The organism is Rhodococcus sp. 14C212, from assembly GCF_011058195.1.
In the GTDB taxonomy this organism is placed as follows: Bacteria; Actinomycetota; Actinomycetes; order Mycobacteriales; family Mycobacteriaceae; genus Rhodococcus; species Rhodococcus aetherivorans.
The window spans coordinates 1-18167 of sequence record NZ_JAALEH010000057.1; the positions used below are offsets into that span (position 1 = coordinate 1).

At 71.9% G+C, this 18167-nt stretch carries 19 protein-coding genes; 14 read left to right on the forward strand and 5 right to left on the reverse strand.

Annotated elements, in window-relative coordinates; genetic code table 11:
- A partial coding sequence (locus tag G6038_RS31495; protein WP_165039695.1) for a heavy metal-associated domain-containing protein occupies nt 1-125 on the reverse strand: 125 nt, incomplete at its 3' end.
- Between the two features lie 27 nt (nt 126-152).
- Nucleotides 153-470, reverse strand: coding sequence for a heavy-metal-associated domain-containing protein (locus G6038_RS20920; protein WP_206025358.1), 318 nt, complete (start codon nt 468-470; stop codon nt 153-155).
- Nucleotides 471-670: 200 nt separating this feature from the next.
- Here G6038_RS20920 and G6038_RS20925 point away from each other — a divergent pair, with 200 nt between their 5' ends.
- The 3 genes from G6038_RS20925 (at nt 671) to purQ (ending at nt 4085) form a co-directional block, all read left to right on the forward strand.
- Nucleotides 671-3052: a PAS domain-containing hybrid sensor histidine kinase/response regulator gene (locus G6038_RS20925; RefSeq protein WP_165039696.1), complete on the forward strand. Its 2382-nt coding sequence runs from the start codon at nt 671-673 to the stop codon at nt 3050-3052.
- Nucleotides 3053-3165: 113 nt separating this feature from the next.
- Entirely contained in the window at nt 3166-3411 is a 246-nt protein-coding gene (gene purS / locus G6038_RS20930) for a phosphoribosylformylglycinamidine synthase subunit PurS (protein ID WP_006940332.1), read from the forward strand.
- Nucleotides 3408-4085 (forward strand): phosphoribosylformylglycinamidine synthase subunit PurQ, encoded by a 678-nt coding sequence (purQ, locus tag G6038_RS20935; protein WP_165039697.1) that lies wholly within the window; start codon nt 3408-3410, stop codon nt 4083-4085. Before purS ends, purQ begins: the two co-directional genes overlap by 4 nt.
- Nucleotides 4086-4134: 49 nt before the next feature.
- On the opposite strand, the gene G6038_RS20940 is transcribed toward purQ, so the two are convergent.
- Nucleotides 4135-5223 carry an ATP-binding protein gene (locus tag G6038_RS20940; protein ID WP_165039698.1) on the reverse strand — a complete coding sequence of 363 codons (1089 nt, stop codon included), beginning with the start codon at nt 5221-5223 and terminating at the stop codon, nt 4135-4137.
- On the reverse strand, nt 5220-5915 hold the full coding sequence (locus G6038_RS20945; protein ID WP_165039699.1) for a response regulator transcription factor: 696 nt from the start codon (nt 5913-5915) through the stop codon (nt 5220-5222). Before G6038_RS20945 ends, G6038_RS20940 begins: the two co-directional genes overlap by 4 nt.
- Before the next feature lie 93 nt (nt 5916-6008).
- Between G6038_RS20945 and G6038_RS20950 the strand changes: the two genes are divergently transcribed.
- The gene (locus G6038_RS20950) at nt 6009-6368 is read left to right on the forward strand and encodes an MmcQ/YjbR family DNA-binding protein (RefSeq protein WP_165039700.1); all 360 of its coding nucleotides are present in this window, start codon (nt 6009-6011) and stop codon (nt 6366-6368) included.
- A 167-nt stretch (nt 6369-6535) separates the two neighbouring features.
- Here the strand turns inward: G6038_RS20950 and G6038_RS20955 are convergent, their stop codons facing one another.
- A complete protein-coding gene (locus tag G6038_RS20955) occupies nt 6536-6775 on the reverse strand; it encodes a hypothetical protein (protein WP_165039701.1) in 240 nt (79 codons plus the stop codon).
- A 134-nt stretch (nt 6776-6909) separates the two neighbouring features.
- On the opposite strand from G6038_RS20955, the gene G6038_RS20960 reads away from it, so the two are divergent.
- The 10 genes from G6038_RS20960 to G6038_RS21005 all read left to right on the forward strand — a co-directional run bounded on the left by G6038_RS20960 (nt 6910) and on the right by G6038_RS21005 (nt 18133).
- Nucleotides 6910-7530 carry a DUF305 domain-containing protein gene (locus tag G6038_RS20960; RefSeq protein WP_165039702.1) on the forward strand — a complete coding sequence of 207 codons (621 nt, stop codon included), beginning with the start codon at nt 6910-6912 and terminating at the stop codon, nt 7528-7530.
- Between the two features lie 106 nt (nt 7531-7636).
- On the forward strand, nt 7637-9706 hold the full coding sequence (locus tag G6038_RS20965; protein WP_165039703.1) for a copper-translocating P-type ATPase: 2070 nt from the start codon (nt 7637-7639) through the stop codon (nt 9704-9706).
- 325 nt (nt 9707-10031) lie between these two features.
- On the forward strand, nt 10032-10397 hold the full coding sequence (locus G6038_RS20970) for a hypothetical protein (protein ID WP_165039725.1): 366 nt from the start codon (nt 10032-10034) through the stop codon (nt 10395-10397).
- 60 nt (nt 10398-10457) lie between these two features.
- Nucleotides 10458-10808: a VOC family protein gene (locus G6038_RS20975; RefSeq protein WP_165039704.1), complete on the forward strand. Its 351-nt coding sequence runs from the start codon at nt 10458-10460 to the stop codon at nt 10806-10808.
- A 137-nt stretch (nt 10809-10945) separates the two neighbouring features.
- Nucleotides 10946-12244 (forward strand): M18 family aminopeptidase, encoded by a 1299-nt coding sequence (locus G6038_RS20980; RefSeq protein WP_165039705.1) that lies wholly within the window; start codon nt 10946-10948, stop codon nt 12242-12244.
- A 69-nt stretch (nt 12245-12313) separates the two neighbouring features.
- Nucleotides 12314-12925: a Uma2 family endonuclease gene (locus G6038_RS20985; protein WP_165039706.1), complete on the forward strand. Its 612-nt coding sequence runs from the start codon at nt 12314-12316 to the stop codon at nt 12923-12925.
- A 65-nt stretch (nt 12926-12990) separates the two neighbouring features.
- Nucleotides 12991-15273 (forward strand): phosphoribosylformylglycinamidine synthase subunit PurL, encoded by a 2283-nt coding sequence (gene purL / locus G6038_RS20990; RefSeq protein WP_165039707.1) that lies wholly within the window; start codon nt 12991-12993, stop codon nt 15271-15273.
- Between the two features lie 3 nt (nt 15274-15276).
- Nucleotides 15277-17052 (forward strand): alpha/beta hydrolase, encoded by a 1776-nt coding sequence (locus G6038_RS20995; RefSeq protein WP_165039708.1) that lies wholly within the window; start codon nt 15277-15279, stop codon nt 17050-17052.
- Entirely contained in the window at nt 17049-17735 is a 687-nt protein-coding gene (locus G6038_RS21000; protein ID WP_165039709.1) for a CPBP family intramembrane glutamic endopeptidase, read from the forward strand. Before G6038_RS20995 ends, G6038_RS21000 begins: the two co-directional genes overlap by 4 nt.
- Nucleotides 17736-17746: 11 nt before the next feature.
- On the forward strand, nt 17747-18133 hold the full coding sequence (locus tag G6038_RS21005) for a sterol carrier family protein (RefSeq protein ID WP_165039710.1): 387 nt from the start codon (nt 17747-17749) through the stop codon (nt 18131-18133).
- Nucleotides 18134-18167 lie beyond the last annotated feature (34 nt).

Sequence of the window (18167 nt, forward strand, 5' to 3'; positions counted from 1 at the left end):
TAGTTGACGGTGGCGGTCACGCCGTCCATCCGGTTGAGCTTCTTCTCGATGCGCGCTGCGCAAGAGGCGCAGGTCATGCCGCCGATCGAGAGTTCTACCTCGTGCACCATCTCACCCGTGGTCATGGGCGGGTCCCTTCTCGAGTCGGCGGGTCACTGGGGGGCGAGGCGGTAGTCGCCGGCCTCGTCGAGCGCGGCGGCGACGGCCTCGCCGTCGATGCCGTCGACGCTGGTCACCGTGACGGTGGAGACGCCGCCCGCGACCAGTTCGACGTGTACGTCCTCGACGCCGGGCAGAGCGCGCAGTTCCTCGGTGACGGCGCCGGCGCAGTGGCCGCAGGTCATGCCGACGACGGGGAAGGCCTGGGTGTTCATTCGGGGGTCCTCACTGCTCGGTCCGGTCGGTTCGGTGGGGTGGCTGCCGCAGCGGCAGCCGCTGGCCGTGTCGGTCAGGGGCAGGAGCCGGGTCATCGCGATTCTCCTCTGCGTGGGTACACCTCATTTATACCCCCTAGGGGTATAAGACCGCCAGGGTGGGACCTCCTCTTCATCGAATCTTCAGGTGTGCCGCGTGCCGTCGGGGTGGGACAAGGCCCGAAGGCGGGGGTCGGGTCGCTCTATCCTGAGAGCCTCCGACAGGACCGACGGCAAGGATGTGAGGCGACACCGAGGTGAACGACGAGACGTCGGCCCACGCCCTGTTCCCGGGACCGGATCCCACCGCGACCGCCCACCGCCACGCCGACTGGGCGTCGACCGCGCTCGGGCCGATCGACACCTGGCTTCCCGAACTGACGGCGGCCGTGCGGACCGTCGTTCCGTCCCGGGTGCCCATGCTGCTGTGCTGGGGAACACAGCTGGTGCAGATCTTCAACGACGCCTTCCGGCCCCTCCTCGGGGAGAAGTTCCCGGCGGCGGTCGCCCAGTCGGCCTCCGAGTGCTGGGGCGAGATCTGGGACTTCATCGGTGCTCTCGTCGCCCAGGCGCAACGCGGTGAGCCGACCTTGTCGGAACGGATGCAGTTGTTCATGCACCGCTTCGGCTACACGGAGGAGACGTACTGGACGTTCTCCTACAGCCCGGTCCGGGCCGCCGACGGCACCGTCGAGGGCATCTTCGTCGCCACCACCGACGTCACCGAGCAGGTGCTCGCCGAGCGCCGGGCCGCCGTCCTGCGGGAACTCGGCCAGCTCTCGATGACGGAGACCGACGCCGCCGACGATGCCTGCCGGGCCGCGCTCGGCCTGCTCGCCGGCCACGAGGACGATCTGCCGTTCGGCAGTGCCCACCTGTGCCGCGACGAGGTGATGGCGACGGTCGCCGAGTTCGGCACCGGTCCTGGCGCCGCGTCGGACCTGTCGGAGGTGATCGCCCGGGTCGCCGAGTCCGGCAGGGCCGAGACCGTCGCGGAACTCGGTCCCGAGGGCGACACCGCGGTGGTTCTGCCGCTCCCGGTCTCCGGTGGTGGCCCGGCCGGCTCGCTGGTGCTCGGCGTCAGCCGGTTCCGCGAGCTGAACGAGCAGTACCGGGTGTTCCTGGACATGGTCGCGGTCCGCGTGTCCACGGCCCTGTCCGATGCGCAGGCCTACGAGACCGAACGCCGGCGGGCGGCCGAACTCGCCGAGCTCGACGCCGCCAAGAGCCGGTTCTTCGAGAACGTCAGCCACGAGTTCCGCACCCCGTTGACGCTGCTCCTCGGGCCGCTGCAGACCCTGCTCGACGAGCACGCCGCCGCGCTGCCACCCGCCCAGGTCGACGCCGTCGCGGCGGCTCGGCGGGCCGCCCTGCGCCTGCAGCGGCTCGTCGACATGCTGCTCGACGTCGCGCGGGGGGACGCCGGTGGGCTCGACCCCCACGTCGAGCCCACCGACATCGTCGCGGTGACGCGCGAGGGCGCCGAGCTGTTCCGCGACGCCGCGGACCGCGCGGGACTCGCGCTCCTCGTCGACGTCGACACTGTGCCGAGCCGGTACGTGGCCACCGACCGGGCGATGTGGACACACATCGTGCTGAACCTGCTGTCCAACGCGATCAAGTTCACGCCGGAGGGATCGGTCTCCGTGTCCCTGCGGGGTGACGGGGCGAACCTGGTGCTGTGTGTCGCCGACACGGGCACGGGCATCGCGGAGACCGAGCGGGGCAAGATCTTCGACCGCTTCTACCAGATCGGCGACCGGTCCGGCCGCAGCCGTGAGGGCTCGGGCATCGGGCTGTCTCTCGTCGCGCAATTCGTTGCCGCCCTTGGTGGTTCGGTGTCCGTCGACGCCGTCGACCCACACGGTTCGGTGTTCACGGTGACGGTGCCCGCGGTGCCGAGCCCACAGCCGGCACCGCGCGCCGCGGACGACGTCGTGGCCTCCGCCGGCGCGGCGTACCTGGGGGAGATCGAGGCGTGGCGGCCCGTCACGACGCCCGGCACCGGACCACGCGAGGGGCAACCGTGCCTCCTCCTCGTCGAGGACAACGCGGACATGCGTGACCATCTCGTCGACCTGCTCGCCGCGCAGGGCTGGCACGTCGACGTCACCGCCGACGCCGAGTCCGCGCTCGAGCGGATCCGGACCGAGCTTCCCGACCTGCTCCTCAGCGACGTCATGCTGCCCGGGCGCAGCGGGTTGTCGCTGCTGCAGGACGTGCGGGGCGACGAACGGCTGGCACGGCTGCCGGTGATCCTGCTCACGGCCCGGGCCGGACCGGAGTCGGCCGTCGAGGGGCTGCGCGCCGGTGCCGACGACTACGTCGTCAAGCCGTTCCATCCCCGCGAGCTGATTGCCCGGGTCCGCGTGCACCTGGAGATGTCGCGGTTGCGGGAGGAGTTGCTCGCCGCCGGCGAGCGTGAGGCCGCCTCGCTCCGGACCGCCTTGGAGACACGGGGTGTCACGAGCCGGGCCGTGGGCCTGCTCATGGCAGCGCACCGGGTCGACGCGGACACCGCGTTCGCGCAGCTGTCGGCGATGTCGCAGGCGACGAACGTCAAGGTTCGCACCCTCGCGGCCGAGATCGTCGAGAACTTCACGGCATCGCTCGCCGAGCCGGAGCCGCCACAGCCGTGACGGGGCCGCCGGCGTCGGGCCCTGCCGATTCCGGACCGGCTCGGGTCGGCCGGTAAACTGCGGCTGTCCGGTGTCCGTCCCCGGGCGCCAGCACTACTACCGAGGAGCAGCACGTGGCTCGTGTCGTCGTCGAAGTCATGCCCAAGGCCGAGATTCTCGATCCTCAGGGCCAGGCCATTGTCGGGGCGCTGTCGCGACTGGGCTTCGCGGGCGTGTCCGACGTCCGTCAGGGAAAGCGCTTCGAGCTCGAGGTCGACGGCAGCGTCGACGACGCCGAGGTCGAGAAGATCGCCGAGGCTCTGCTCGCCAACACGGTGATCGAGGACTGGACCGTGCGGCGGATCGACGGTGACGCATGAGTGCCCGCGTCGGAGTCGTCACCTTCCCGGGCACGCTCGACGACATCGATGCGGCCCGCGCCGTCGAACTCGCCGGCGGTGAGGCCGTCAGTCTCTGGCACGGCGACGCCGACCTGCGGGGAGTCGACGCGGTCATCGTGCCGGGTGGCTTCTCCTACGGCGACTACCTGCGCTGCGGCGCCATCGCGCGGTTCGCCCCGGTGATGGGCAAGGTCGTCGAGGCCGCCCGGGGCGGGATGCCGGTGCTCGGCATCTGCAACGGCTTCCAGGTGCTGTGCGAGGCCGGTCTGCTGCCCGGTGCCCTCACCCGCAACGAGGGCCTGCACTTCATCTGCCGCGACCAGTGGCTGAAGGTGGAGTCGAACACCACCGCGTGGACCACCCGCTACGAGGCCGGTGCCGAGATCCTGGTGCCCCTCAAGTCCGGTGAGGGCCGGTTCCAGGCCTCGGAGAAGGTGCTGGACGAACTCGAGGGTGAGGGCCGCGTGGTGTTCCGCTACGCCGGCGACAACCCGAACGGCTCCCAGCGCGGCATCGCGGGCATCTCGTCGGCGAACGGCCGCGTCGTCGGCCTGATGCCGCACCCCGAGCACGCCACCGAAGCGCTCACGGGCCCCAGCGACGACGGGCTCGGCATGTTCTACAGCGTTCTCGACGCGGTCGTCTCCGCCTGATTCCCCCGTGAAGGGACCCGTCGTCCGGTTCGGCCGGAGGAGGGTCCCTTCACCCGTTCGTGGGCAGGGTCAGGTCGAAGCGGGCGCCGGACCCCGGCCCGTCGCTCGCGGCCGTGAGATCGCCGCCGTGGGCGCGGGCGAGACTGCGCGCGATGGTCAGGCCCAGGCCGCTGCCGCCGGGACTGCGGGCCGGATCGATCCGGTGGAACCGCTCGAACACCGCGTCGAGCTGATCCGCGGGGATGCCGTCGCCCGTGTCGCGGACCCGCACCCGCACGGCCGCCCGGTTCGCGCGCTCGCACGTGACGACCACCCGGCCCCCGGCCGGCGTGTGCCGCAGGGCGTTCTCGAGCAGGTTCGCCAGGATCTGCGCCACGCGTTGTGGATCGAACCGGACCGGCGGCAGCGCCTCGGGCAGCTCCGCCTCGAGCCCGACCCGCTTGTCGGCGAACCGCGGGGCCGCGGCCGAGACCGATGCGGTCACCGCCGCGGCGAGGTCGCCCTCCTCGGGGTGCAGGGCGAGCGCGTGCTCGTCTGCGGCGGAGAGGTCGGACAGGTCCGACACGAGACGCCGCAGCCGGTCGAGCTGGTGGTGCATCACCCGCCACGAGGTGGCGTCGGCGGGCAGGACGTCGTCCTCGATGCCCTCGAGGTAGGCCTCGAGCGTCGCGACGGGTGTGCGCAGTTCGTGGGCGAGATCGTCGAGCAGTCGGCGTCGCGAGAGCTCCGTGGTGTACAGGCGGCCCGCCATGTCGGCGAAGGCGTTCTCGAGCCGGGCGAAGTCCGCGTCGCCGGACCGGGTGATCGGCACGTCGTAGCGGCCGCGGGCGACGTGGCCCGCGGCATCCACCAGCCGGCCCACCGGCGCGGTGATGCGGCGCACCAGGACCACGGACGTGATCGCCGCGGCGCCGAGTGCGACGGCTGCCCCGGCGGCGAGCGCGACCGCCCCGGCCTGCGCGAACGCCTCCTCGGTGTGAAGGCGGACCTGCGTGTCCTCCACGCCCGCGTGGGCGAGGTGGTAGTGGAACAGCGGGGCGGCCACCAGCGTCGCGACGACGGTGAGCGTCGCGGCCCCGACGAACAGCACGAGCAGTTGCGCGATCAGCAGCCGCCCACGCAGTCCCAGCCGGTTCACCGCGTGGTCTCCATCGCGTACCCGACCCCGCGCACGGTACGGACGAAGCGCGGGGCGGCGGCATCGTCGCCGAGCTTGCGGCGCAGCGCACGGATGTGGACGTCGACGATGTGCTCGTCGCCGAACCAGTTCGGCCCCCATACCTCGTCGATGATCTGCCGGCGCGAGAGCGCCGCCGACGGTCGATCCGAAAGCGCCAGCAGCACATCGAATTCCGTACGCGTCAGCTCCACCGGCGTGTCGTCGACCGAGACGGTGCGCGACACCGGATCGACGACGAGCCCGCCGATGCGGCGCGGTGCCTCCGCCGCGGTGCCGCTGCGGGGCCGTCGCAGCAGGGCTCGTACCCGGGCGACGAGCTCCCGTGGCCCGAAAGGCTTCACGACGTAGTCGTCGGCGCCCACCGACAGGCCGATCACCTTGTCCACCTCGTCGCCACGGGCGGTGAGCATGAGCACGTACGCGTCCGAGAAGGTCCGCAGTTGCCGGCACACCTCGATCCCGTCGAAGCCCGGCAGCATCAGGTCGAGCACCACGAGCACCGGGTCCGTCTGCCGGGCCAGCGCGACGGCCGTCGGTCCGTCGTAGGCGAGTGCCACCTCGAAGCCTTCCCGCTCGAGATAGCTGGCCACCACCTTCGCCAGGGCTGCTTCGTCGTCGACTACGAGGACGCGTGGACCGGGGGTGTGCACGCGGTCAGCGTACCCAGCGCTCGCCGGCGTCCGTTCCTTGTCGAGGGTCGGGTGTACAACTGGGTGGCTCTGTCCGCCGACCGAGGAGATCCCATGACCAGCGCGGACAGTGTGCGCGCGATGATGCTGGCCCTGCCCGAGGCGCGTGAAGTAGTGGTGGACAGCTGGGGTGACCAGCCCACGTACCGGGTGCGGAACAGGATGTTCGGCCTCCTGGGTTACGGTGCGGCCACGGTCTGCCTCAAAGCCACCGTGGACACGCAGGCGGCCCTGCTCCACGAGGACCCGCACGTGTTCCGCGCGGCCCCGTTCTTCGGGCGCTACGGCTGGGTCGACGTGGTCTTCGCCGCGGTCGATACGGTCGAGTTGGCGGAACTGATCGAGGATGCGTGGCGGCTGACCGCGCCGAAGCGGGTCGTCGCGGCGTTCGATGCCCGCCGGGAACACCGCTGACGATCGAGTGGCGCAGGGTTCCGGCCGTGCCGCGGGTGACCACGACCGGGCGCACCCGGATGCCCGCCACTCGGGTTGCGGCAGAAGATTGTTCGGCGTCCCGTCGACGACGGATCCGATCGCGGTGACTCCGTGCGCGCGCTGCATCACGTATCGAGCAGGCGGAGCTATCGACGCGTCCGTCGCGGTGACCGCGCGTCCAGTTCGTCGCGCAGGGCCCGGTAGGTTGCGAGGTCGATCTCGCCGGAGGCGAGCCGCCGGTCCAGGATCCGGCGGGCGTCGTCGCCGGGATCCGGTGGTGCCGCCGCCCGGATCACCGCCCACACCACCACCCCGGCGAGCAGCAGCCAGAACACCCCCATCGCGAGGGCGGCGGCCCAGCCTGCGCCGCCGTACCAACCCATCATCGCGCACCTCCTACGACGAGTGTGCGCGCCGTCGCATGTGGGCGGGCGTTGCAGCCGATGAAGTTTCGATGAAGGACCGGCCGGGGCGGGGCCACGGCGCCGGGCTCCGCAGATACGGCGAGTAGGTTCGAATCATGTTGTGGAACAGGAGAGTAGTAGCGGCGGCGGCGGCGGTTCCGCTGGCCCTGGTGATCGTGGCGTGCGGCAGCGACGAGCCGCAGCAACAGGCGGGGACGGCGACTCCGGGCACGTCCCAGACCTCGGCCCCGGCCGGGCAGGCGCAGTTCGTCGACGCGGACGTCGAGTTCCTGCAGGAGATGCATCCCCATCACGCGCAGGCCGTGCAGATGGCCCGGGCCGTGCCCGAGCGCAGCGAGGATCCGCAGCTCATCGACCTCGCCGCCCGCATCGAGGCCGCGCAGGGACCCGAGATGGAGCAGATGGTGGCGCTGCTCGACAGCTGGGGGCAGGAGGCGCCGGACGAGGACGGGATGGGTCACGGCGGCATGGGCATGCCCGGCGGGATGCCGGGAATGATGTCCGACGACGAGTGGAACTCGATGATGGGTGCCCGCGGCATGGACTTCGACCGCATGTGGCTGACCATGATGATCGTCCACCACGAGGGCGCGATCGAGATGTCGCAGACCGAACTGGCCGACGGCGTGAATCCGGAGGCGCGGCAACTCGCCGAGTCGATCATCGCGACGCAGCAGGCGGAGATCGACGAGATGCGCGCCATGCTCGAGCGCTAGCACGGTGTCGTGACCGGATCGTGACCGCCCCACCCCTTCCCTTTATACCCCATGGGGGTATCAATGGAGGGGTCCACGGAAACGGAAACGGATCGAGGCGAGAGCCATGACAGAGCTCGCACACCACGGACACGCTGCCCACACCGCGCCGCCCGGAGCGCGCGACGCCCACCGCGCCCGGGACCGGCACGCCGGGCACGGTCCGCACGGTGAGATCTTCCGTCGCAGATTCTGGGTGAGCCTGGTTCTCGCGGTTCCGATCGTGGCGTTCAGCGCCATGTTCGCCGACCTGCTCGGCTACGCGCTGCCCGACGCCGCGTGGGCCGGATGGGTCTCGCCCGTCCTCGGCACGGTCGTCTTCGCCTACGGCGGCAGTCCCTTCCTCGTCGGCGGGTGGAACGAGCTGCGGGACCGTAGGCCCGGAATGATGCTGCTCATCGCCATGGCCATCAGCGTCGCGTTCGCGGCCTCGTGGGTGACCACGCTCGGGCTCGGCGGGTTCGACCTCGACTTCTGGTGGGAACTCGCGCTGCTGATCGTGATCATGCTGCTCGGGCACTGGCTCGAGATGCGGGCGCTGGGCTCGGCGTCGCGCGCGCTCGACGCCCTGGCCGCGATGCTGCCCGACACCGCCGAGAGGGTGACCGCGGACGGCGTCGTGCAGGTCGCGCTCGCCGACCTCGCCGTCGGCGACGTCGCGCTGGTGCGCGCCGGTGCGCGCGTCCCGGCCGACGGCACGGTCGTCGACGGGCGCGCCGACGTGGACGAGTCGATGATCACCGGCGAGTCCCGAGCCGTGCCCCGCGCCGTGGGCGACACCGTCGTCGCCGGCACGGTCGCCACGGACAGTGCACTGCGCGTCCGCATCTCCGCGGTGGGGGAGGACACCGCGCTCGCCGGCATCCAGCGCATGGTCGCCGACGCGCAGGCCTCGTCCTCGCGAGCCCAGGCGCTCGCGGACCGGGCCGCGGCCTTCCTCTTCTACTTCGCCACCGTCGCCGGCGTTCTCACCTTCGCCGTGTGGACGCTGCTCGGCAACGTCGACGAGGCCGTCGTCCGTACCGTCACGGTCCTGGTCATCGCGTGCCCGCACGCGCTGGGCCTGGCCATCCCGCTCGTCATCGCCATCTCGACCGAGCGCGCCGCCCGCGCGGGCGTACTCGTCAAGGACCGGCTGTCGCTGGAGCGGATGCGCGGCGTGGACGTCGTCCTGTTCGACAAGACCGGGACCCTGACCCAGGGACGGCACGTCGTCACCGACGTCGTCGCCACCGCCGGCACCACCGAGGACGACCTGCTGGCCCTGGCCGCCGCCGTCGAATCCGACAGCGAACACCCGGTGGCCCGCGCCGTCGTCGCCGCCGCGGGAGGGCGAGTCATGGTGCCGACGAAGGATTTCCGATCTCTGCCCGGCCGCGGGGTGCGGGCCGTGGTGGACGGGGCGACCGTGTTCGTCGGCGGTCCGGCCGTGCTCGCGGACCTGCGGGCGGACGTGCCCGCCGACGTCGCGGCCGCGACCGACCGCTGGGTCGCCCGCGGAGCGTCGGTGCTGCACATCGTGCGCGACGGCACGGTGCTCGGAGCCGTCGCGCTCGAGGATGCGGTGCGCGAGGAATCGCGGCAGGCGATCGACGCCCTGCACGCGCGCGGGGTGAAGGTCGCCATGATCACCGGGGATGCGCGGCAGGTGGCCGACGCCGTCGCCGCCGACCTCGGTATCGACGAGGTGTTCGCGAACGTGCTGCCCGAACACAAGGACGCGAAGGTCGCCGAGCTGCAGGCCCGCGGGCACCGCGTCGCCATGGTCGGCGACGGGGTCAACGACGCGCCGGCGCTGGCGCGGGCCGACGTCGGCATCGCGATCGGCGCGGGCACCGACGTCGCCGTCGAATCGGCCGGCGTGGTCCTGGCCGCGGACGATCCGCGTGCCGTGCTGTCGGTGATCGCACTGTCGCGGGCGAGCTACCGCAAGATGTGGCAGAACCTGGCTTGGGCCACCGGGTACAACGTCGTCGCGGTGCCCCTCGCGGCCGGTGCGCTGGCCTTCGCCGGGGTGGTCCTGCCGCCTGCGGTCGCTGCCGTGCTCATGTCGGTCTCCACGATCGTCGTGGCACTGAACGCGCAGTTGCTGCGCCGGCTGGAGCTGGATCCGGCGAAGGTCGCGGCCCGGAGCTGAGACGAGCGTCGCCCGACGCGACGAAAGGGGCCCCGCCGCCGTCCCGATCAGCGGCGGGGCCCCTTCTCCTGCGGTCCGGAGCGCGGCCCCCAACCGGCTCCGGCGGGCACCGCCGAATCCCCCGATCGGCCGTGCCGGGCACCACTATGCCGCACGTCGTCGTTGTTGTCTCGAGTAGCATTACGCATCTTTGCCGGGGCCGTTCGGCCGTCTCCTGCCCGGGCCGGGAAACGCGTGAGCGCGACCGCTCGCGGTGAATTCCGCCTTTCACCGGCGCGGGTGCGTCCTGGCGTGTCACGCTCGAACGATGAAGACCAAGACTGCTGTGGTGGCGGCGGTCGCCGCCCTCTTCCTTCTCACCTCCTGCGGATCCGACGACGAGACGTCCGCGCCCACGAGCACGACCCGCCCGGCCGGCAGCGTCGCCTCCAGCGTCGTCCAACGTGCCGTCGACGCAGCGAAGTTGGGGACCTTCGTCGCAACCTTCCGGACGGGATATCCGAACCTGGCCGACGGTCGGGACGACGCCTCCATCGAGGCGATCGTCACCGAGACCTGTCCCCTGATCGACGACGGCGCGAGCGACGAGGAGATCAACAGCCAGGTCGCCGAGCTGTCCGCCAACGGTGCCGTCACCCCCACCGATCAACAGGTGGACCGCATCACCCAGCTCGTCCGCGCCGCCTGCTGACGGCGGACCCGGCGCCGTTGCGGCACACTCGTGTCGGTCCCGTCCGCTACCGTCCCGGCCATGGCACTGAACATCGGCATGATCACCTTCGACAGCGCCGACCCCGGCCCGCTTGCCACGTGGTGGGCCGAGCAGACCGGCGGCCGGATCGAGCAGGACAACGACGGCTGGTTCTACGTCGTCGGAATGCCCGGCACCGCACAGAAACTCGGGTTCCAGAAGGTTCCGGATCCGACTCCGGGCAAGAACCGGATCCACCTCGACCTGGTGGCGCCCGACCTCGACGCCGAGGTGCGCCGGCTCGTCGAGGCGGGCGCGAGCGAGGTGCACCGCCAGGACATGGGCGGGTTCCGGTGGGTGACGCTCACCGACCCGGACGGCAACCAGTTCTGCGTGGCGGGAGGGCACTGACCGGCGCCGGCAGCGCGGCCCCGCGGGCGGGATTCGATCCCGCGCCCGTCGAGGCGACGACGGGGTCACGCCCCTCGCGGGGGACGGGGTGGCGCGGCCGGGGTGTGTCGAGGCGGGTGCGGTGCGAGGATGCAGCCATGCCTACGACCACGCTTGCCGACGCCCAGGGCCTGTGCAACTTCGTCGATCTGTCGCCGTCGCCGTTCCACGTGTGCGCGACCGTCGCCGCCACCCTCACCGACGCCGGCTTCACGCAGCTCACCGAGACCCAGGTGTGGCCGAGCGAGCCCGGCCGCTACTACCTGCTGCGGGGCGGATCGTTGATCGCGTGGAGCACCGAGGGCGCCGACGGCGACCCCGCCCGCCCGTTCCGGATCGTCGGCGGCCACACCGACAGCCCCAACCTGCGGGTCAAGCAGCACCCCGACCTCGCCTCGGCGGGCTGGCAACTGGTCGGTCTCGAACCGTACGGGGGAGCATGGCTGAATTCGTGGCTGGACCGCGATCTCGGCGTCTCCGGCCGGCTCACGGTGCGGGCCGGCAACGGTGCCGAGGACGTCCTCGTGCGCGTCGACCGGCCGATCCTGCGCGTCCCCCAGCTCGCCATCCACCTCTCGGAGGACCGCAAGGGCGTGCAACTGGATCCGCAGCGGCACGTCAACGCCGTGTGGGGAGTGGGCACCGCGCCGCGGTCCTTCCTCGCCTTCCTCGCCGAGGCGGTCGAGGTGGAGGCCGACGCGATCCTGGGCTGGGAGCTGATGACCCACGACCTGGCCCCGTCCACCCTGATCGGGACGGACTCGGACCTCGTCAGCGCGCCGCGGCTGGACAACCAGGGCACCTGCTACGCCGGGACCGCGGCGCTGCTCGCCGCCGTCGGCCACGTCGCCGAGCACGGCGGCCCGGTGCCGCTGCTCGCCCTGTTCGACCACGAGGAGGTCGGCAGCATGTCCGACCGCGGCGCCTTCTCCGACCTGCTGAACACCGTGCTCGAACGGGTCGTGCTGGCCCGCGGCGGGGGCCGCGAGGACTTCCTGCGGACGATGGCCGGCTCGGTGGTGGCCTCCGGCGACATGGCCCACGCCACCCACCCGAACTACCCGGACCGCCACGAACCCGCCCACCGCATCGCGGTGAACGGCGGCCCCGTGCTCAAGGTCAACCAGAATCTGCGCTACGCCACCGACGCCGCCGGCGCCGCCGCGTTCGCGCTCGCCTGCGATCAGGCCGGGGTGCCGCTGCAGCGCTACGTGCATCGCGCCGACCTGCCGTGCGGCTCGACGATCGGCCCCATCACCGCCTCCCGGACCGGACTGACGACCGTCGACGTCGGGGCGCCGCAACTCGCGATGCACTCGGCGCGCGAGCTCATGGGAGCGGAGGACGTCACCGCGTACGCCCGCGCTCTCGGGGCATTCCTCACTCCGGCGAACTGACCGGCACGGCCCGGCATCCGGTGCCAGACTGAGGGGACAATTCGCCCGACCGCGAACGGTGGTGATCCTGTGACCGGCCCGTCGTTCCCCGACCATCTGCTGACGCTCGCCGAATGGACGGAACTGCCCGAATACGAGCAGTTCCACGTCGAGGTCTGCGAAGGGGTGCTGTCGGCGTCGCCGCGGCCCGGATACCTGCACCAGCACGTCGCGTTCGGGCTCGTCGCCCAGCTCGCCGATCAGCTGCCGAAGGAACTGGCCGTGCTCGGCGACGTGGAGGTGCTGCTCACCGAGTCCCCGCTGACGGTGCGCTGCCCGGACGGCATCGTCGTCGACCGGGCGCTGGTGGACGCCGACCCCGACCGCGCGACGGCCGCCGACGTGCGGCTGGTGGTGGAGGTCATGGCTCAGGGCAGCGTCCGCACCGATCGGGTCACGAAGTTCTCCGAGTACGCCGAGGCGCGCATCCCCGCCTACTGGATGGTCGACCTGGTCGAACCCGCGACGCTGGGGGTGTTCGTGCTCGATGACGGGTGGTATCGCTACGACGGTGAGTACACGGGCAAGGTGACGCTTCCGGCCGCGGGTCACCGGGTGAGCGTGGATCTCGACGCGTTGACGGCGGTGCGGCCGCCGCGGGGCGTCGCACCGGTGGACGGTGCCGGGCGTGCGCCCGGATAGACTGGCCGCGGCAGCGCGCGCCCGGCCTGCCGTTTCGATCCCAGAGTGAAGGGACCCGACGCCCAGTGTCACCGCAGGTGGATACCGTCACCCACGCCGCCGAAACCCCCGATGTCGCCCAGCCCTCCCGCGAGCTGGGGCTGAAGGACGACGAGTACGCCCGCATCCGGGAGATCCTGGGCCGCCGTCCCACGGACGCCGAGCTGGCCATGTACTCGGTGATGTGGTCCGAGCACTGCTCCTACAAGTCCTCCAAGGTGCACCTGCGGTACTTCGGGGAGACCACCACCGACGAGATGCGGGCCTCGATGCTCGCGGGTATCGGTGAGAACGCCGGCGTCGTCGACATCGGCGACGGCTGGGCGGTCACCTTCAAGGTCGAATCCCACAACCATCCGTCCTACGTCGAGCCGTACCAGGGCGCCGCGACCGGTGTCGGTGGCATCGTCCGCGACATCATGGCGATGGGCGCCCGCCCGATCGCGGTCATGGACCAGCTGCGCTTCGGCGCCGCCGACGCGCCCGACACCCGTCGCGTCGTCGACGGCGTGGTCCGCGGCGTCGGCGGCTACGGCAACTCCCTCGGCCTGCCCAACGTCGGCGGCGAGACGGTCTTCGACGCCTCCTACGCCGGCAACCCGCTCGTCAACGCGCTGTGCGCCGGAGCGATGCGCAAGGAGGACCTGCACCTGGCGTTCGCGTCGGGCACGGGCAACAAGGTCATCCTGTTCGGTGCGCGCACCGGTCTCGACGGCATCGGTGGCGTGTCCGTCCTGGCGTCGGAGACCTTCGAGGGCGACGAATCTTCTTCCGGCCGGAAGAAGCTGCCGGCGGTGCAGGTGGGGGACCCGTTCACCGAGAAGGTGCTCATCGAGTGCTGCCTCGACCTCTACCGCGAGAAGCTCGTCGTCGGCATCCAGGACCTCGGCGGCGCCGGCCTCGCCTGCGCGACCTCCGAGCTGGCCGCCGCCGGCGACGGCGGCATGCACGTCGCGCTGGAGCGGGTCCCGATGCGCGCGAAGGGAATGACGCCCGCGGAGGTGCTCTCGAGCGAGTCCCAGGAGCGCATGTGCGCCGTCGTGACCCCGGAGAACGTCGACGCCTTCATGGCCGTGTGCAAGAAGTGGGACGTGCTCGCCACCGTGATCGGCGAGGTCACCGACGGCGACCGGCTCGTCATCACCTGGCACGGTGAGACCGTCGTCGACGTGCCGCCGCGCACCGTCGCGCACGAGGGCCCGGTGTACCACCGTCCGGTGCAGCGCCCGGAGTCCCAGGACGCGCTCGTCGCGGACACCACCGCCGGACTGCAGCGCCCGCAGACTCCCGAGGAGCTGAAGGCGACCCTGCTGAAGATGATCGGCTCGCCGCAGCTGTGCAGCCGCAGGTGGATCACCGAGCAGTACGACCGGTACGTCCGCGGCAACACGGTGCTCGCCGAGAACGCCGACGCGGGCGTGGTCCGCGTCGACGAGACGACCGGCCGCGGCATCGCGCTGGCCACCGACGCGTCGGGCCGCTACACCCAGCTGGACCCGTACGCCGGCGCGCAGCTCGCCCTCGCGGAGGCCTACCGCAACGTCGCCGTCACCGGTGCCACCCCCAAGGCCGTGTCCAACTGCCTCAACTTCGGTTCGCCGGAGGATCCGGGCGTGATGTGGCAGTTCCAGCAGGCCGTGCGCGGTCTCGCCGACGGGTGCGCGCAGCTCGGCATTCCCGTCACCGGCGGCAACGTCAGCTTCTACAACCAGACCGGGGCGACCCCGATCCTGCCGACCCCGGTCGTCGCCGTGCTCGGCGTGATCGACGACGTGCACCGGCGCATCCCCACCGGCCTCGGCCTCGAGCCGGGCGAGACCCTGATCCTGCTGGGGGAGACCCGCGACGAGTTCGACGGCTCGATCTGGGCGCAGGTCGAGCACGACCACCTCGGCGGCGTGCCGCCGAAGGTCGACCTCGAGCGGGAGCGGCTGCTCGCCGAGATCCTCACCGCCGGTTCGCGCGACGGCCTGATCTCCGCCGCCCACGACCTGTCCGAGGGCGGCCTCGCGCAGGCGGTCGTGGAGGCCGCGCTGGCCGGCGAGACCGGCTGCCGGATCTTGCTGCCGGAGGACGCGGATCCGTTCGTGACCCTCTTCTCCGAGTCCGCCGGCCGGGTCCTGGTGGCGGTGCCGCGCACCGAGGAGACCCGCTTCACCGGCATGTGCACGGCGCGCAACATGCCGTGGGTGCGGATCGGGGTCGTCGACGAGGGCTCCGACTCCGTCGAGGTGCAGGGCCGGTTCTCGGTCTCGATGGCCGAACTGCGGGAGGTCTACGAGGGCACGCTGCCGGCGTTGTTCGGGTGAGCGATGGTCGGATCCCAGGTCGATCGGCTGGCGTTGATCGAGGCCCGGCAGGGCCGGATCATCGACGCGGTCACCGAATTCGGTGACCGTCATCCCCACACCGCCCAGGCGTGGGGACTGCTGAGCCTGGATTTCACCGGCATCGCCTTCGCGGCCCTGTTCTTCTGCTGGTCGCTGACCCCGTCGCTGCTGCCCCGCGACTGGTTGTTCCAGGGCATCATCGGCGGCATCAACGTCGCCATCGGCTACGGCGTGGGATGTGCCGTCGGCTGGGCCGGGTACCGGCTGCTGCTGGCGAACCGACCGTGGTGGCCGCCGCCGCTGCCCGTGCTGCGGGCGATCAAGGTCGCGGTCCCGGTCGCGGCCGTGCTCGCGTCGCTGGTGGCCCTGGTGTTCGCCTCGCGGCAGCAGCGTCAGCTCGCCGCGCTGATGACCGCCGAGGGCACCACCACCAGCGGGTACCTGCGGACCCTGGTGCTCGCCGCCGCCGTCGCGATCACCCTGATCGCGACCTGGCGGGGGCTGCGCGAACTCGCGGGGATCGTCGCATGGCAACTCGTGCGGCGCCTGCGCATGCCGCCGGGTGCGGCTCGCTCGCTCGGCGCGCTGCTGGTGGTGCTGGTGACCTTCATGCTGATCGACGGTGTGCTGGCCCGGGGTGCCTACGCGGGACTCAACGTGGTGTTCGGTCTCCAGAACAACGAGACCCGCCCCGGAGTCACGCAGCCGCTCGTGCCCGAGAAGTCCGGGAGTCCGGAGTCGTTCGCGGCCTGGGACACGCTCGGCTACCAGGGGCGCGACTTCGTCGGCCGTGGACTGAGCGCCGCGGAGCTGACCGCGATCAACGGCGCCCCGGCGAAGGAACCGATCCGGGTCTACGCCGGACTCGAGACCGCCGACACCCCCGAGGCGCGTGCCGACCTGGTGATCGACGAGCTCGAACGCACCGACGCGTTCGACCGCGAGGTGCTCGTCGTCATCCCGACCACCGGCACCGGATGGGTCAATCCGACCGCGGCGATGATGATGGAACTCGTCCACAACGGCGACGTCGCCCTCGTCGCGTGGCAGTACTCGTACATGCCGAGCTGGATCTCGTTCCTCGCCGACCGCGAGAAGGCCGCCGCCGCGGGCGACATGCTGATCGACCGGGTGCACAACCGGTGGCTCGCCCAGGCCGCCGAGCATCGCCCGAAGCTGTACCTGTACGGGGAGAGCCTCGGAACCCAGTCGGGGGAGGGTGCTTTCGGCACGCTCGCCGAGATCCGCGACACCGTCGACGGTGTCCTGTGGGTCGGTCCGCCCAACTCGAACCGCCTGTGGCGTCAGCTCGTCACCCGGCGCGACCCGGGCACCACCGAGGTCGAGCCGGTGTACGCGGACGGCCTGGTGGTGCGCTTCGCCGACAACCGCGCGTCGATCGACGAACCCGACACCCCATGGTTGTTCCCCCGGATCCTGTACCTGCAGCACGCGTCCGATCCGGTGGTGTGGTGGTCCCCGGACCTGATCTTCACCCGGCCGGACTGGCTGTCCGAACCGCCCGGACCCGATCGGCTGCCGCAGATGCGGTGGTTCCCGTTCGTGACGTTCTGGCAGGTGTCGGCGGATCTGACCAACGCCGCGGGGGTGCCCGACGGTCACGGCCACAACTACGGCACCACGGTGCTCGACGGGTGGCTCGCGATCGCCCGGCCCGACGGCTGGGCGGAGACCGACACCGAGCGGGTGCGGTTCGCGCTGACCGTCATCGACGACCTGCAGGGACCGGAGAAGTGAGCCGGGCGGGACGGGCTCGCCGCCGGCCGTGGCTCGGTCCGGCCGTCGCCGCGGCGGTCGTCGGCTGGGGTGCGGTGCTGCCGGCCACGCGCCTCGGGCCGCGGGGGCGGGCCGTGCTGTCCGCGGCGGTCGGCGCCGCGGCGGTGAGCGCGGCGCGGGCCTCGGGCCTGGAACGGGCGACGCTGGGACTCGACCCGGTGCACCTGGTGTCCGGCGCCCGCTGGGGTGCGGCCGCCGCGACCGTCCCGCTCGCCGCCTACGGGGTGATGCTGGCCGTCCCGTCGCTGCGTTCCCGGCTCGTCGACGAGGCCCGCGCCGAACGCGAGGACTTCTACGAATGGGTGGGCCTGCACATTCCCTTCGGCACCGTCGCCGCCGAGGAACTCCTGTTCCGCAGCGTTCTCGCGGCGCTGCTCGGTCCGGGTGGGGCGGGGTCCGGCCTGCACGCGGCGGCCTTCGGGCTGTGGCACGTGCGGCCCGCGAGGGACGCCGGTCACCACGTGCTCGGAACCGTGCTGGTCACCGGACTCTCCGCGGTGGTCTTCGACGGGCTGCGCCGGCGTAGCGGCAGCGTCCTCGCACCGGCACTGCTGCACCTGGCCCTCAACGTCGGCGGGGCCGTGGCCGTCCGCCTGGCCGGCCTGCCACCCGAGGCGGACGCCGCCGCACCGCGTCGGCGTTAGGCTGGCTCGCCGTGGCACCGCGCAGACCCGTCGACCCCGCCGAACTCCGCGCCGCCCTGCTCCGGGTCGGTCCGTGGTTGCGGGCGGAGACCGACGACGCGCCTGCCCGGACCGACCTCGCGGCGGCCGTGCGCCTGAGTGCCCGCGCCCTCGAACAGGTGGCGCCCGGATCCAGCGTCGAGGTCCGGGTGCCGCCGTTCGTGGCCGTGCAGTGCATCGAAGGACCCCGCCACACCCGGGGCACCCCGCCCAACGTCGTCGAGACCGACCCGCGGACGTGGCTGCGGCTGGCCACCGGTCTCGTCGGATTCGCCGACGCGGCCGCCGAGGGATCGCTGGACGCGTCCGGCAGCCGGGCAGGGGAGATCGCGCACTGGATGCCGCTGCTGCGGTGGTGAGTGGGGGCTACGGGACGCCGGATGGTGCCCCGGC

Excerpts from the sequence above, each read along its gene's own strand:
- G6038_RS20960 (WP_165039702.1), top strand. The coding sequence starts at position 6,910 with ATGTTGTGGAACAGGAGAGTAGTAGCGGCGGCGGCGGCGGTTCCGCTG.
- G6038_RS20995 (WP_165039708.1), top strand. The coding sequence starts at position 15,277 with ATGGTCGGATCCCAGGTCGATCGGCTGGCGTTGATCGAGGCCCGGCAG.
- G6038_RS20965 (WP_165039703.1), top strand. The coding sequence starts at position 7,637 with ATGACAGAGCTCGCACACCACGGACACGCTGCCCACACCGCGCCGCCC.
- purQ (WP_165039697.1), top strand. The coding sequence starts at position 3,408 with ATGAGTGCCCGCGTCGGAGTCGTCACCTTCCCGGGCACGCTCGACGAC.
- G6038_RS20975 (WP_165039704.1), top strand. The coding sequence starts at position 10,458 with ATGGCACTGAACATCGGCATGATCACCTTCGACAGCGCCGACCCCGGC.
- G6038_RS20980 (WP_165039705.1), top strand. The coding sequence starts at position 10,946 with ATGCCTACGACCACGCTTGCCGACGCCCAGGGCCTGTGCAACTTCGTC.
- G6038_RS20950 (WP_165039700.1), top strand. The coding sequence starts at position 6,009 with ATGACCAGCGCGGACAGTGTGCGCGCGATGATGCTGGCCCTGCCCGAG.
- G6038_RS20920 (WP_206025358.1), bottom strand. The coding sequence starts at position 470 with ATGACCCGGCTCCTGCCCCTGACCGACACGGCCAGCGGCTGCCGCTGC.
- G6038_RS20955 (WP_165039701.1), bottom strand. The coding sequence starts at position 6,775 with ATGATGGGTTGGTACGGCGGCGCAGGCTGGGCCGCCGCCCTCGCGATG.